Annotated in this window: 11 protein-coding genes; 4 read left to right on the forward strand and 7 right to left on the reverse strand. The window is 72.9% G+C overall.

The genetic code is table 11. The features are described from left to right. Nucleotides 1-207 precede the first annotated feature (207 nt). Nucleotides 208-531: a hypothetical protein gene (locus tag ABZ646_RS23715; RefSeq protein WP_360522268.1), complete on the reverse strand. Its 324-nt coding sequence runs from the start codon at nucleotides 529-531 to the stop codon at nucleotides 208-210. A 375-nt stretch (nucleotides 532-906) separates the two neighbouring features. Between ABZ646_RS23715 and ABZ646_RS23720 the strand changes: the two genes are divergently transcribed. Beyond that, entirely contained in the window at nucleotides 907-2,031 is a 1,125-nt protein-coding gene (locus tag ABZ646_RS23720; protein WP_360522271.1) for a PLP-dependent cysteine synthase family protein, read from the forward strand. On the opposite strand, the gene ABZ646_RS23725 is transcribed toward ABZ646_RS23720, so the two are convergent. Together ABZ646_RS23725 and ABZ646_RS23730 are read right to left on the reverse strand one after the other, a co-directional pair. Continuing rightward, on the reverse strand, nucleotides 1,999-2,505 hold the full coding sequence (locus tag ABZ646_RS23725) for an SRPBCC family protein (protein WP_360522274.1): 507 nt from the start codon (nucleotides 2,503-2,505) through the stop codon (nucleotides 1,999-2,001). The two genes, ABZ646_RS23720 and ABZ646_RS23725, sit on opposite strands and share 33 nt — an antisense overlap. A 91-nt stretch (nucleotides 2,506-2,596) precedes the next feature. After that, a complete protein-coding gene (locus ABZ646_RS23730) occupies nucleotides 2,597-3,415 on the reverse strand; it encodes a DeoR/GlpR family DNA-binding transcription regulator (RefSeq protein ID WP_360522277.1) in 819 nt (272 codons plus the stop codon). A gap of 397 nt (nucleotides 3,416-3,812) precedes the next feature. Here ABZ646_RS23730 and ABZ646_RS23735 point away from each other — a divergent pair, with 397 nt between their 5' ends. Beyond that, entirely contained in the window at nucleotides 3,813-6,011 is a 2,199-nt protein-coding gene (locus ABZ646_RS23735) for a hypothetical protein (protein WP_360522297.1), read from the forward strand. On the opposite strand, the gene ABZ646_RS23740 is transcribed toward ABZ646_RS23735, so the two are convergent. The 3 genes from ABZ646_RS23740 to ABZ646_RS23750 form a co-directional block, all read right to left on the reverse strand. Next, on the reverse strand, nucleotides 6,012-8,450 hold the full coding sequence (locus tag ABZ646_RS23740; RefSeq protein ID WP_360522280.1) for a right-handed parallel beta-helix repeat-containing protein: 2,439 nt from the start codon (nucleotides 8,448-8,450) through the stop codon (nucleotides 6,012-6,014). A 174-nt stretch (nucleotides 8,451-8,624) separates the two neighbouring features. Beyond that, nucleotides 8,625-9,233, reverse strand: coding sequence for a hypothetical protein (locus ABZ646_RS23745; protein ID WP_360522283.1), 609 nt, complete (start codon nucleotides 9,231-9,233; stop codon nucleotides 8,625-8,627). Between the two features lie 1,080 nt (nucleotides 9,234-10,313). Further along, the gene (locus ABZ646_RS23750; protein WP_360522286.1) at nucleotides 10,314-10,769 is read right to left on the reverse strand and encodes a DUF6643 family protein; all 456 of its coding nucleotides are present in this window, start codon (nucleotides 10,767-10,769) and stop codon (nucleotides 10,314-10,316) included. Nucleotides 10,770-11,066: 297 nt separating this feature from the next. On the opposite strand from ABZ646_RS23750, the gene ABZ646_RS23755 reads away from it, so the two are divergent. Continuing rightward, entirely contained in the window at nucleotides 11,067-12,392 is a 1,326-nt protein-coding gene (locus ABZ646_RS23755; RefSeq protein ID WP_360522289.1) for a TerD family protein, read from the forward strand. Nucleotides 12,393-12,402: 10 nt separating this feature from the next. Here the strand turns inward: ABZ646_RS23755 and ABZ646_RS23760 are convergent, their stop codons facing one another. Continuing rightward, nucleotides 12,403-13,578: a glycosyltransferase gene (locus ABZ646_RS23760; protein ID WP_360522292.1), complete on the reverse strand. Its 1,176-nt coding sequence runs from the start codon at nucleotides 13,576-13,578 to the stop codon at nucleotides 12,403-12,405. Nucleotides 13,579-13,635: 57 nt separating this feature from the next. On the opposite strand from ABZ646_RS23760, the gene ABZ646_RS23765 reads away from it, so the two are divergent. After that, nucleotides 13,636-14,344, forward strand: a 709-nt coding sequence (locus ABZ646_RS23765) for an aspartate/glutamate racemase family protein (RefSeq protein WP_360522295.1), incomplete at its 3' end; no start/stop codon positions are given.

The raw sequence follows: 14,344 nt of genomic DNA on the forward strand, positions 1-14,344 counted from the left end.
GTGTCTGCTTGGGTGTTTGATCACGGCTGCGACTCCCCGACGTGAGGTCCGGAAGAACACGGGAGAACGGATCCAGCAGGGCGCCGCCGTCCATGGGGCCGCCTGCTGTCGTGGCCGGCGGGCTGGTTCGCAGCGTTATCGCCGGTAAACCCAGAGTGACGTGTGACAAGCGTGACCCAGCGCCTACGGTCGCGCAACTCGCGGTGGTCAGCCGTCCTGGCCCGCGGCTCGCCGCACCGCCTCGATGAAGCGGCGGGCGGCGGGCGGACCGGGCTCGCCCGGCGCCGGGTCGTGGTCGCCGAGGGTGAGTGAGTAGCGCTGGCCGTTGAGGTCGGCCAGGGCCCGGTCGTCCGACGCGAACCACGGCTTGGAGGCCCGTACCGCCTGTACGGGCGCGCTGTCGATCTCACTGCCGTAACTCGTCAGCAGTTGCACCCTGCCGTCCCTTATCCGGACCTGTCCGGCCCGGGTGAGCGAACGCAGCCGCTTGTCGATCCGTACGCCCGTCGCCGTGAACTCCGGCTCCGCCATCGTGCCCCGCCCCTTCGACTGCCTCGGTCGCCGGCCCGGAAGGTGGTGGTCCCGGCCGGCGTGCTCCGGTTCATGTCGTGATCCAGTGTGCGCCCCCGTTCGGGACGTTCGTCCCGTCGGATGGCAGTCTGCCCCCCTCCGGCGGGGAGCACCAGTGCGCCCGGGCGGCCGGACCGGGGGCGCTCGGAGCACTTGCCGCAATGCGCCTGATGGGATCGCGCCACTGCTCCCGGGTGTTTCGCCCGGTGTTCCCCAGGGGTGCCTTTGAGGTGCTCAAAGTTGCGTTTATGCAGGTGAGAAGCGTGCGGAAGATGCCTATGATCGAGGCGTCGGCCGCGTTGGGACGCTGTCGGCGCGAAGCGAAGGAGCCCCGTCGTGAGCACCACCCCGCAGATCCGGACCGGCGCCACCCTCGACGTCGACCGCAGTGACACCGCCTACCGCGACTGGCTCAAAGAGGCCGTGCGCAAGGTCCAGGCCGACGCGAACCGCTCGGCGGACACGCACCTGCTGCGCTTCCCCCTGCCGGAGGCCTGGGGTATCGACCTCTACCTCAAGGACGAGTCGACCCACCCCACGGGCAGTCTCAAGCACCGGCTGGCCCGCTCGCTCTTCCTCTACGGACTGTGCAACGGCTGGATCAGGCCCGGGCGCCCGGTGATCGAGGCGTCCAGTGGTTCGACGGCCGTCTCCGAGGCGTACTTCGCCAAACTCATCGGCGTGCCCTTCATCGCGGTCATGCCGCGTACCACCAGCGCCGAGAAGTGCCGGCTCATCGAATTCCACGGTGGGCAGTGCCACTTCGTGGACGACTCCCGGAAAATGTACGAGGAGTCCGCGCGTCTCGCGGTGGAGTCCGGCGGCCACTACATGGACCAGTTCACCTACGCCGAACGGGCCACGGACTGGCGCGGCAACAACAACATCGCCGAATCCATCTTCCGCCAGCTGGAGTTGGAGCGGTTCCCCGAGCCGGCCTGGATCGTCGCCACGGCGGGTACCGGCGGCACGTCGGCGACGCTCGCGCGCTATGTCCACTACACCCAGCGCGACACCCGGATCTGTGTCGCCGACCCGGAGAACTCCTGTTTCTTCGAGGGCTGGACCACCGGCGACCCGGATGTCACCTGCGACTGCGGCTCCCGGATCGAGGGCATCGGCCGGCCGCGCATGGAGCCGAGCTTCGTACCGGGCGCCGTCGACCGGATGATGAAGGTGCCGGACGCGGCGAGCGTGGCGGCGGTACGGGCGCTGGAGCGGGCGATCGGGCGGAAGGCGGGCGGCTCGACCGGCACCGGTCTGTGGAGCGCGCTGAAGATCGTCTCCGAGATGGTGGCGCAGGGGCGCACGGGAAGCGTCGTGACGCTGCTGTGCGACCCGGGTGACCGCTACCTGGACAAGTACTACTCTGACTCGTGGGTGGCGGACCAGGGGCTCGACCTCACGCCGTACACAGCGGCGATCGAGTCACTGCTGGCCACCGGCGTCTGGCCCGACTGAGCGCCGGCTCGAAAGGCGCCGGTCCAGCGCGCCGACCGCGTCCCTGAAGGCCCGGCCAAGACCGGCGCGGGCCAGCCTGACCGCGAACCGGAACGGCGCCGTGCCGTCCACGGCGAAGGTCCACTGCACGCGGGTCCCGTCGCCGGACGGGACGAGCCGCCACTCCTCGGCGATGGCGCGGGCGCCCGGCGCGTTGGTCAGGTCCACCCGGTAGGCGTAGACCTCCGCCTGCCGAGCCGCGATGATCGTCTCCCGGAAGCGCCCGCCGCCCTTGAGGCGGACGGCGCGCCCGGCGCCGTCGTCGACGGACTCGGCGTGCGTCACCGCGGCGAACCACTGCGCCCAGCCCGGCACGTCGTCGTTGAGCGCGTGGAAGACCCGGTCGGGCGGCGCGGACATCTCCCGCGCGAACACCAGGCGTACGGGCGCGGTCTCGACGAAGTCGAGCCCCACGGGGCGCAGCTGACGCGGCATGGGCGAGAACCCCCTTGGCCGACAAGGCCGTTGACCGGACCCGTCACGATAACTGACATGCCATCAGATGTCTGCCCCGCCCGCCTCGCGGTCAGTCCTCCGTCTCGCCCGCCACCACCAGCCGCCGCAGGTGCTCGGAGATCTCCGCGCGTGCGTCCGCCGGCAGCCCGGCGTCCGTGACCAGGGTGTCGACCTGCTCCAGCTTGGCGAACGAACTCAGGCCCACCGTGGCCCACTTGGTGTGGTCGGCGACCACCACGACCCGGCGGGCCGACTGCACCAGGCGGCGGTTTGTCTCCGCCTCCGCGAGGTTCGGCGTGGAGAGACCGGCCTCGACCGATATGCCGTGCACGCCGAGGAACAGCAGGTCGAAGTGGAGCGCCGCGATCGCCTGGTCGGCCACCGGCCCCACGAGCGAGTCGGAGGGGGTGCGCACGCCGCCGGTCAGGACCACGGTCGCCGCGCCCTGCCGCTGCCCGGAGACCCGCTGCGCCGCGTGGAAGACGTCCGCGACCCGCACCGAGTTCGTCACCACGGTCAGGTCGGGAACCTCCAGGAGCTGATGGGCCAGCGCGTAGGTCGTCGTACCGCCGGACAGCGCGATCGCCGCCCCCGGCACGACCAGCTCGGCGGCGGCCCGGGCGATGTCCTCCTTGGCCGTCAGCTCCAGGCCCGACTTGGCCTCGAACCCCGGCTCGTGCGTGCTCGCCTCCACCACCGGCACCGCGCCGCCGTGCACCTTCTCCAGGACACCCTGCCTGGCCAGCGCGTCCAGGTCCCGGCGGACGGTCATGTCCGACACGCCGAGCTTGCGGGTCAGCTCGTTGACCCGTACGCCGCCCCGGCGCCGGACCTCGTCCAGGATCAGGGCGCGGCGCTGCTCCGCGAGGAGGTTCTGGTTCTCACTCACGTACGCTCCGGTCCTCTCGCCTCAAGCTGTCCGACACGCCTCGCGTACCGGCTCCGACCAGGACATTCCGTTCGGTTCGGGTGCGCGGGCGCCCCATCCTTTCACGGGACCGCACCGGTTGCGCCACTGCCTGTGTCGGTGCGCACATGTCATTCGGTCACCTCGTGTTGCACCGGGCGTCACACGCAACGGGGAGATTCCGTGAGAAGTGGTGTACGTCACACCGCAATCGGAGATCCTGAGATGCGCACGGACAGGACCATCGGCGTGGCACGGGGGAAGTGCGATAACAGTGGAACGCGCGCAGGAACGAACCGCCGACGACCCCACCGGGCGGCCGACGGAGGTCGACCTGGAACTGCTGGTGCACGGCGTCGGCGGTACCACCCCCGAGAAGATGCTCGACGATCCGCGCACGGTCCGGATCGCCGGCGACGACACCGCCGCCGTCTTCCGCCGCGCCGACGACGTGGACGCCGAGTCCCGGCCCGCCGACCACCGTGACCGCCCGGTGCCGGAGGCGTACGTCTGGTGCAACCTGACCTCCGGCAACGCCTCCCGTGCCCTGTGGCTCCTGCTCCTGCCCTTCATGGTGGTCAACCTCGCCCACTGGATGCGCCCCGCCACCCGGAACCGGCCGCGCACCGTGCGCTTCTACGGGCTGCTGGTCCGTCTCGCCGGGCTCACCCTCACGGTGCTGTTCGTCGCCGCCGCCTGCGAGGTCGCCCTCGACCTCGCCGCCTGGCAGTGCGCGGGGGTCACGGCCTGTGCCCGCCGGCACTCCTGGCTCGGTTTCCTCTCCCCGGCCGGCGCGCACGGCGGCTGGTGGAGCGGCCCGGGCCGACGGCTCGCCCTGGCCGCCCTGGTGCCCACCGCGCTGACCGGCCTGCTCTGGTACCTCTCGCGCCGCACCTGGAGCGCCTACGAGTCCACCCGGCCCATGGCTGTCGACCCCGAGCCCGGCCACACCTCGCTGGCCGGCCCGGGCTTCTGGTACGGGCGCCGACTCGTCGCCCGGCTGCGCACCGCCCACACCGCCGCGGGTCTGCTCACCGTCGCCGCGGCCGTCCTCGCACCGGCGGCCGCCTTCGACCGCCGGCCGGGCGGAGCCGCCGTACTGGACATGCTCGGCCGGCTGCTGACCGGCGCGCTCGTCGCCGGCGCGGTGGCCGTGGTGTGGGTGGTCTGCCGCCGGGGCCGCACCGAGAACCACCTCGACCAGGAACTGGACCGGCATCTCGTACGACGCCTGCCCCTGGCCACCCTCGTCCTGCTGGCGCTCGTCATCGTGTACGCGGGCTGGTCCCGGCCCGGATGGCGATCGACGGGGCGGCTCGCCGGGGACACCACCTTCGGTGGCCTGGCCCTGGCCCAGGGCGTGCTGGTGATCGTCCTCGGGCTCGTCGCCCTCGACCTGCAACGCCGGCTCCCCGACCCGCGCGCCGCGATGCGCGGCCTGAACGGGCCCGCGGTCGCCCTGCTGGCCTGCGCGCTGGGCGGGGTGATCTCGGGCGGAGTCACCCAGCGGGTCTCCGACTGGCTGGACGGCACGGGCACGTCCATCCCCGGCCCTCCGGTGCTGCTGACCTGGCAGGCTTCGGCGGTCCCGCCCGTGCTCGCGGTGCTCCTGGCCGCCGTCGCCTGGCTCTCCTGGCGCACTGCACGGCTCAGCCGCGCCGATCGCGGCGCCGTGGACCTGGACCATCCCGGGGAGCCGGAGGACGTCGCCCGCACCCGTAGGATCGCCCGGGTCCGTGCCGTGGCCGCCCTCACCGACCGGACGCCGTTCGTGCTCACCGTGCTGTGCGCGACCACCTTGGTGCTGGGCGCCGGGGCGCTGGCGGGCGCCCTGGCCACGGGGAAGACCCCGGACGGGGCCGCCGGCCGGACGCCCGCTCCCGTGCACGGCGCGGCCGAGGCCTCGCAGGCGGTCGGCTCCTGGCTGGTGGGCCTCGGCTTCGTCCTCTTCGTCACCTGGGGCCGACGCGCCTACAAGGACGCCTCCGCCCGGCGCACCATCGGCATCCTCTGGGACGTCGGCACCTTCTGGCCGCGCGCCGCTCACCCCTTCGCCCCGCCCTGCTACGCCGAGCGCGCGGTGCCCGACCTGACCTGGCGGATGGCCACCTGGACCCGCCGCACCGGCGGCCGCCTGGTCCTCTCCGGCCACTCCCAGGGCAGCGTCCTCGCGGCCGCGGCCGCCTGGCAGCTGACTCCGTCGGTCCGCAGCCGGGTCGCCCTGCTGACGTACGGCTCCCCGCTGGAACGCCTGTACGGCCGCTGGTTCCCGGCCCACTTCGGACCGGCCGAACTAGGCTCCCTGCACCGGGATGTCGCCTGCTGGCGCAACCTCTACCGGCTCACCGACCCCATCGGCGGCGCCGTCCGGATCACCGGCGCCGACGGCCCGCAGGTCGACCACCCGCCCCTGAAAGACCCGCTCGCCTACGGACGCACGCCGGACCACCCGCTGCCCGCCCCCATCCTCGGCCACTCCGACTACCAGGCGGACCCGGCCTTCGCCGTGGAACGGGAACGACTGCTGGCGCGGCTGCGCCGGGACCTGGCCGCAGAGCAGCCGCAACCGGCCGACTGATCAAGAAAGTTCGGGCAGGTCCTCGGCGTACAGCAGGGTCAGGTCGTCGGTGGTCGGATCGGCCACCTGGGCCACCCGGCTCGCGTGCCGCTCCACCATCGCCTCGAAGGTCTGCCGCGCGGTACGGCCGTTGCCGAACGCGGGGCCCTTCGGGATCTGTGTGAAGTACTTCAGCAGCGCCTCGGACGCCCCCGGTGCCAGCCGGTACTCGTGTTCGTCGGCCTGCTGCTCCACGATCCGCAGCAGCTCCTGCGGGCCGTAGTCGCCGAAGGTGATGGTCCGGGAGAAACGGGACGCCACACCGGGGTTGACCGAAAGGAAACGCTCCATCTCCTCGGTGTAGCCCGCGACGATCACCACCACGGCGTCCCGCTGGTCCTCCATCAGCTTCACCAGCGTGTCGATGGCCTCCTTGCCGAAGTCCCGGCCGGCGTCCTCCGGCGACAGCGCGTACGCCTCGTCGATGAACAGCACACCGCCGTGCGCCCGCTGGAAGGCCTCCTGGGTGCGGATCGCCGTGGAGCCGATGTGCTCGCCGACCAGGTCGACCCGGGACACCTCCACGAGATGTCCCTTCTCCAGCACCCCGAGAGAGGCGAGGATCTCGCCGTAGAGCCGGGCGACGGTGGTCTTGCCGGTGCCGGGGGAGCCCGTGAACACCAGGTGCCGCTTGACCGACGCGGCCTTCAACCCGGCCTGCTGACGGCGTCGGCCGACCTCGATCATGTCGGTCAGCGCCCGCACCTCGCGCTTGACGCTGTCCAGGCCCACCAGTGCGTCGAGTTCACCGAGCACGGCTTGGGAGGTCCGGGCCGGCTCCTCGGGCACGGCGGGCGGAAGCAGGGGTTCCTGCTCGGTGCTGCGCTGCCCGGGAATGGCCCCGAGCAGCCCGGGGGACTGGTACGACGTCTGCACGGCCGTCTCGCGCGCCGTGGGCCGGCGCAGGCTGCCGCTCTCGTCGCTGGTGCAGTCCTCCACCACCGGGCCGGTGCCCGGGTCCGCGTCCGGGCCGCCCTCCGCGAACTCGTAACCCCCGCGCGCGCACCGCTCCGTGCGGCACTTGCGCAGTGTCGTACGGCAGCCGTCGATCACGTGGAAGCCGTAGCCGCCGCTGCCCGTGACCCGGCAGTTCAGGAAGGAGCCACGGCCGCCCGCCGACACGTAGAACCCCGCCTCCGCCGGGGAGTCCACCGTGCACCGCTCGATGGTGGGATCGGCTCCCTTGGTGACGATCACCCCGGTCTGGGTGCCGTCCACCGTGCAGTTGTTCAGGGTTCCGCTGCTGCCGTGGTCGCGGAACCAGGCGCCGGTGGCCGCGTCCCGGATCCGGCAGTCGTCCAGCTGCGCGGTCGCCCCGTCGCTCACCGACACCGCCGTGTTGCGCACCTGGGAGAGGTCGCTGTCGACGACGTCCGCGCGGGAGCCGCGGTCCAGGACGAACAGTGCGTCCGGCACGTCGTGCACCCGGCAGGAGTCCAGGACGGCGGTGGCGCCGTCACTCACCCAGACCGCCGGGTAGTCGCCGGTGCTGTCGAAGATCTCGCACTGGTTGGCGTCCACCCGGGTCCCGGGGTCCCACACCGACAGGCCGTTGCGCCCGAACTGACGCACCGTCGTCCGGGTCAGCGTGAGCACCGAGCGAGAACGCAGATCGACCGCGTTCTCCGGGATGTCGTGGATCCGGCAGTCGGCGAGGGTGAGCACCGCGTCGGTGTCCAGTGTGACGCCGTCGGCGGTGGTGCGGTGCACGTCGCAGTCCGTCAGGTGGGCCGTGGCGCGCGCGGTGACCTGCACCCCGGAGCCGCGCACCTCGTAGATCTCGCAGCCCACCGCCTCCAGCGCGGAGCCCTCCCCGGTCGCCGTCACACCGGTGCCCGAGGCATGGTGGATCCGGCAGCGGTCCAGCCGCGGGTGGCCGCCGCCGCGCACCGCCACCCCCGCCTGACCGGCCGCCACGACCTCGCACTCCTCGAACACCCCACCGCCGCCGTCGAGTACGGCGATGCCGATGCCGGCCGGGTTGTCCACGGTGCAGCGCCGCACGGTCGGCCGGGCTCCGCCGCGCACCTCGATCCCGGCCGCGGACCGGGTGACGATCCGTACGTCCAGCAGCTCGGGTGTGCCCTCCTCGACCAGCAGCGCGGGCGCCGCCGCGTCCTGGCCCTCGACATGCAGGTCCTGTATGACCGCCGAGGCGCGGACGGTCAGCGGCACCCCGTCCGCGGGCGCGATCCGCACGGAGCCGGGCGAGCCCTCGGGGCCGCGCAGGGTCACGGCGCGCTGCACCACGAGGTTCTCCCGGTAGGTGCCGGGCGCGACTGTGAGGACGTCGCCGTCGGCGGCGGCCTCCAGGGCGGCGGCGAGCGAAGCGTACTCACCCGTGCGGCGTCGCCACCGCGATGTGCCGGTGTGCGTCACCTGGACCGTGCCCTGTGCCATGGCGTTGCCGTGCCCCCACCTCGTCGTACAGATCGCTGACTGGCCTCGGGGCGGCATCGCGGACGGTGCCCTGCCCCTGCGGTTCGCTCGCGCGCGGGTCGATGCCGAATGCGCTTCGGCGGCTCCACCGTAGCGTGCGCCGAGGCAGTGGGTTGACCAGAGACGGAAAGGCCGTCAGCTGCCCGTACCTGCCTTGCCCCAGTCCGGCCCGGCCCGTTCCCATGCCTGGTCCCACCGTGCGTACCTGCGGCGGACCATACGCCAGACGATCATCCGTCTGGCGCCCTCGACCAGACCGGCGGCGAGCAGTGCGGCGCCGAACCCGGCCAGCACGGCGTGGGTCGACGCCGTCGCGGAGTCCAGCGGACGGGCCGTGATGAGGCCGCGCGGATCCGTCCAGACGTCGAAGTGGTCGCCCTTGTGCGGGGACTTGAGGGTCGTCAGGACCGGGCCGTGCCGGCGGCTGCCGTCCGGTGCCGTCCAGTCGGCGAGGACGCGGCTGCGGGTGTCGCGGGCGCCGGCGACGTCGGGGTCGGTCTCCACCGGGGTGCCGCCGCTCAGCCTGCGCACCACCGTGGCCGTCGCGAGGTGCCGGTCGTGGTGCTGCTGCCGGACGGACCGCTGGAGGGCGCTCTGGGCGGCGGCGCCGACGACCGAGCCGAGGACGGGCGCGGCCACCGCGATCAGCACCAGCGTCACCAGGGCCACCCAGGCCTCGATCAGGTCGGTCGCGCGCCGCAGCGGATTGCGCCGCCAGAGCCACAGGCCACGGATCGCTCGCACCGGCCACCACCCCCTTCCCGCTCCGTGATAACCCCACCCGGACCGTTCACCCGCAGGCTCCGGCCGAAGAGAGAGCGAAATCACCCCCGGCCGCACTTTCACCAACTTCTCACGACGCCCAACGACCGGACCGCGCAATCGGGTTCCCGCCGCCCCGGAGATCACTCGACCCCGGCCCGAGAACCGAACACTCACGGCCACGGCGACCGGAGGGCGGGTGGGGTGCCGGTGGGTGGGGCACCGATGGGTTGGGGTGTGAACGGGCGTGGGGCAGTTGGTGGGGGTGCTGATGGGTTGGGGTGCTAACGGGCGTGGGGGTGCTGACGGGGCTGGGTGTAGACGGGCTTGGGGCAGATGGTCGTGTGCCGGAGGGACGGGGCAGATGGTCGGGGTGCAGACGGATGGGGGGCAGGCGGATTGAGGCAGGCGGACTGGGGCACACGTGCGGGGGTACAGATGCGTGGGGGTGCAGGCGGGCTCGGTGCAGACCTGCGGGGCGCGGGAGATGGAAGGGCTGGGGTAGGTGTGCTGAGTGGAGGTGCGCGGGAGGGGGTTCGGAGGCGGGACGCCTGCTCGCGCGGGCTTCGCATCGGCCGAGCGGGAGGCCCGGTCGCGGTCGACCGCCCGGTGGCCGAGAGGAGGGCGGCCGCGTCGATCACGCTGTGGACCGGGGGCGGCTCGGTTTTGTCGGCCTCGCTGCTGAGGGCCGGACGGCCCGGTGGCACCGGTCGCGCCGCCGGTCAGCCTCGATCCAGAGGGGAGTGGCTTCGAACGAGCAGGGACGGCAGGTCCCGCCGGTCCGGCCTCGGCCGCGGGCATGCGTGTGCCGCCGCCGGGCAGCAGCTCGGTGGCGATGGGTGCGGGGCATGGGGAGGCGGCGCCGGTGACGACCTTTCCCCCGTCGTCGATCAGACGTCGTCGATTCAGAAACCGGCGCCGGTCAGCCCCCTGGGCTCCCTGACGGCCTGCCGGGGCGGGCAGCCCCGGAGCGCCTTGACCAGATGAACGTGGACCGACCGCGGTCCGGCGGCCCCCATGACGTCGCCGTGCCCGCAGGCACCGACATCCGGAGGGTGCCGATCAGTAGCCGCGGTACTGCTGCTGCTGTTGCTGGTTGTACGGGTCCTGGTACGGCGCGGGCTGCGCGGGGCGCGGAGCCGCCGGGCGCATCGCCTCGTAACCGGTGCCGCCCATCATCGGACGGGGCTGCTGCGGCTGCTGGGCGGGGTAGCCGCGCGGTGCCGTCGCCTGCTGCGGGATGTACGCGGTGGGCGCCTGCTGCAGCGGCGCGGGCTGCTGCATCTGCTGCGGGTAGCCGTAGCCCGGGGCCGGCTGGGAGGGGGCGGCCGGAAGGGCGGGGAGTGCCGACGGCAGGGCGGGCAGGTTCAGGCTGCTGCCCGTGTCGTAGGCGGGAGGGACCCGGATCGGGGCGATCTGCGGGGTGCCCCGTTCGGCCACGAGCGAGTCGTAGATCGGGGTGTCCGGGAAGGAGGCGGAGTAGTAGCCGCCGCCATAGGTGGAGCGGGGGGAGGTCATGGCACATAAGGTAAGCCCACGATGTGCTGGTTGGGGAGACCGATAAGAGGGTTGTTTTCCGTGTCGGCAGTGACGCTGGATCCCCAATCCGAGCGAACTCGGCAAAAAAGGACGGCAATCGGCGTTGTGATCGTGTAAAGGCCGAGTTCCAGGGCCGTTACCGGCAGTTGGCGGCGGATCTCCCTGTGCCGTTCGTGGGTGTTCCCGGTCCCCGGGAATAGGTTGTGCGGGTAGGGATGACCTGGGACCGCCGGGGTGCGCCCGGCATGCCGACACGCGTTGGGGGCGGACATGTCAATGTCGAAAGGATCGAATACGCCGGTGCCGACCACGGCGCTGCGCGTCGAATTGGGCTGGCGCTCCGGTCCGGGCGTGCCCGACGCCGACGCCTCCGCGCTGCTGCTGGTCGCCGGGAAAGTGCGCTCCGACGAGGACTTCGTCTTCTACAACCAGCCTTCGCACGCCTCAGGCGCGGTCCGGCACGAGGGCAAGCGGCGCTCCGGCGACCTGGTCACCGACACCCTTTTCGTCGACCTCGCGCGCGTGGAGGCCCCGATCGAACAGATCGTCCTCGCGGCCTCCGCCGACGGCGGCACCTTCGGCCGGGTCCCCGGTCTCTACATCGAGGTCCGCGACGCGGCGGACGGGAATGTGGCCGCCCGTTTCGACAGCACCGGCGCCACGGTAGAAACCGCTTTCGTATTCGGTGAGTTGTACCGCCGCCAAGGCGGCTGGAAGTTCCGGGCGGTGGGGCAGGGATACGACAGCGGACTCGAAGGCCTGGCGACCGACTTCGGGATCACGGTGGACGAGCCGCAGCACGCGCAGCAACCGTCCGTTCCCCAAGTCGCCCCGCCCGTCCCGGCTCCGGTCCCCCCGCCTCCGATCCCTCCGGCCCCCGCCCCGGCGCCCCCGCCGCCACCGAGCGCGCCCTCCTTCCCGCAGCACCCCGCGCCCACCTCCGCCGGTCTGCCGGTCCCACCGCCCCCCTCGGCCGCGCCCGTGCGCCTGTCCAAGGTGACGCTCACCAAGGCCGCGCCCGCCGTCTCGCTGGCCAAACAGGGGGGCACGTCGGGCGCCCTGCGCGTCAACCTCAACTGGCAGGTCCGCAAGGAACTCCCCGGCTGGGGCGGCCGGCGCGCCGGGAACCTCGACCTCGACCTGTGCGCGCTCTTCGAACTCGCCGACGGCCGCAAGGGGGTCGTACAGGCGCTGGGCAACGCCTTCGGCTCGCTGAACCGGCCCCCATACATCCACCTCGACGGCGACGACCGGACGGGGGCCGTGTCGAGCGGGGAGAACCTCACCCTCAATCTCGATCACACACAGGACTTCCGGCGGGTCCTGGTCTTCGTGACGATCTACCAGGGCGCCACGTCCTTCGCCGACCTGCACGCTACCGTCACCCTCCAGCCCCAGTACGGCGCCCCGATCGACTTCTCCCTCGACGAGTGCACGGTCCCTTCGACGGTCTGCGCGCTCGCCCTGATCAGCAACACCGGAGGCGATCTCGTCGTCCAGCGTGAGGCGCGCTACCTGGTCCCGGAGCGCGGCGTGAGCCCGCAGCGCACCGTGGACCGCGCCTACGGCTGGGGGATGAACTGGACGCCCGGCCGCAAGTGACCGGCGCGGATCAGCCCTCGTCGGCGACCGCGTCGGGACGCGCGTAGGTGCGGCCCTTCCAGGCCGCCCCGCGTCCCCGGTAGTGCTGCACCGCCGAGTCCACCGTCATTAGGAGGTAGAGGAACGCGGTGAACGGCAGCAGGGGAGCGAGCCAGGAAGGCTGCCGGTAGTAGCGGAGCATCGGCAGGTAGGTCGCCGTCATCAGCAGCCAGGCGGCACCGCCCGTCAGCGCCGCCGCGGTGCTGCCGGTGACCGCAGCGGCCAGCACCGCCGCCGGCGGGACGAGGTACACGAGCGTGAGACCGGCGACCGTGCCGAGCAGCAGCAGCGGGTTGTGCCGCAGTTGCGCGTACGCGCTGCGGGAGACCATCCGCCACAGGTCGCCCAGCCCGGGATAGGGGCGCACGCTCTCCACCCGGTCGGCGAGCCCCAGCCAGACGCGTCCGCCGGTGCCCTTCACCGCACGGGCGAGCGCCACGTCGTCGATCACGGCATGCCGGATCGCGTCCGGGATCCGCGCCCGCTCCGCCGCGTCGGCGCGCAGCAGCACACAGCCGCCCGCCGCTGCCGCCGTGCGCGAGCCCTCGCGGCCGATCCGGCGGAACGGGTAGAGCTGCGCGAAGAAGTAGACGAAGGCGGGGACGACCAGCCGTTCCCACCGGCTCTCCACCCGGAGCCGGGCCATCTGCGACACCACGTCGAACCCCCCGGTACAGGCGGCCGCCACCAGCAGGCGCAGGCTGTCCGGCTCATGGGCGATGTCCGCGTCCGTCAGCAGCAGGTACTCGGGGCCACGCGCGCGTGCCAGCCCCATCCCGTGCCGCACCGCCCACAGCTTGCCCGTCCAGCCCGTCGGCGGCTCGCCCGGCGAGTCCACGGTGAGCGGCAGCCCGCCGAGGCGCGCGGCCAGTTCCCGGGCCAGTTCCCCGGTGCCGTCCGTACTGCCGTCGTCGACCAGGATCACCTCGGCCCGGCCCGGATAGTCCTGACCGAGCAGGGACGGCAGACTCCGGGGCAGCACGGCGGCCTCGTCCCGGGCCGGGACGACCACGCACACATCCGGCCATTCCCGGGGATCGCGCCGGGGCGGCAGCCGGACGTCGGTGCGCCAGAAGAAGCCCTGGCAGAGCAGCAGCCACAGCCAGGCGGCGAGGGATACGGCGGCGGTCCACACGATGGCGCTCACGCGCGCAGTCTGCCCCACCGGACCGGCCCGCAACGGCCCATCGTCTATCGTGACCGGGTGAAGATCGCGCTCATGGACTCCGGAATCGGCCTGCTGGCGGCCACCGCAGCGGTACGGCGGCTGCGCCCCGACGCCGATCTCGTACTCTCCTTCGACCCCGAGGGCATGCCGTGGGGGCCACGCACCCCCGAGGACGTCACCGCACGCGCGCTGGCCGTCGCCGAGGCCGCGGCGGCACGCGGGCCGGAAGTGCTGATCATCGGCTGCAACACGGCGACCGTGAACTCCCTGACCGCGCTGCGCGCCCGCCTGGAGCCCGGCATCCCCGTCGTGGGCACGGTCCCGGCGATCAAGCCGGCCGCGGCGGGCGGCGGCCCGGTCGCCATCTGGGCGACCCCCGCGACCACGGGCAGCGCCTACCAGCGCGGCCTCATCGCGGACTTCGCCGACGGCGTGCCGGTCACCGAGGTGCCCTGCTGGGGCCTGGCGGAGGCCGTGGAGCAGGCCGACCAGACGGCCATCGACACCGCCGTGCGGGCCGCCGCCGAGCTCACCCCCGACGACGTGACGACCGTCGTCCTGGGCTGCACCCACTACGAACTCGTCGCGGACCGCATCCGCGCGGCCGTGCAGCGTCCCGGCGCCGCGCCGCTCGCCCTGCACGGCTCCGCCGGGGCCGTGGCCACCGGTTCCGGCGCACAGGGCCGCGACGTCCACCGAACGGCGCAGGTCGTCCCCTTCCCGCACGAGGCCCGGCCGGCCCTCA

Origin of the sequence: Streptomyces sp. NPDC007162 (genome assembly GCF_040634175.1) — a bacterium.
In the GTDB taxonomy this organism is placed as follows: domain Bacteria; phylum Actinomycetota; class Actinomycetes; order Streptomycetales; family Streptomycetaceae; genus Streptomyces.

Excerpts from the sequence above, each read along its gene's own strand:
- ABZ646_RS23715 (WP_360522268.1), bottom strand. The coding sequence starts at position 531 with ATGGCGGAGCCGGAGTTCACGGCGACGGGCGTACGGATCGACAAGCGG.
- ABZ646_RS23725 (WP_360522274.1), bottom strand. The coding sequence starts at position 2,505 with ATGCCGCGTCAGCTGCGCCCCGTGGGGCTCGACTTCGTCGAGACCGCG.
- ABZ646_RS23735 (WP_360522297.1), top strand. The coding sequence starts at position 3,813 with ATGCTCGACGATCCGCGCACGGTCCGGATCGCCGGCGACGACACCGCC.
- ABZ646_RS23740 (WP_360522280.1), bottom strand. The coding sequence starts at position 8,450 with ATGGCACAGGGCACGGTCCAGGTGACGCACACCGGCACATCGCGGTGG.
- ABZ646_RS23750 (WP_360522286.1), bottom strand. The coding sequence starts at position 10,769 with ATGACCTCCCCCCGCTCCACCTATGGCGGCGGCTACTACTCCGCCTCC.
- ABZ646_RS23755 (WP_360522289.1), top strand. The coding sequence starts at position 11,067 with ATGTCGAAAGGATCGAATACGCCGGTGCCGACCACGGCGCTGCGCGTC.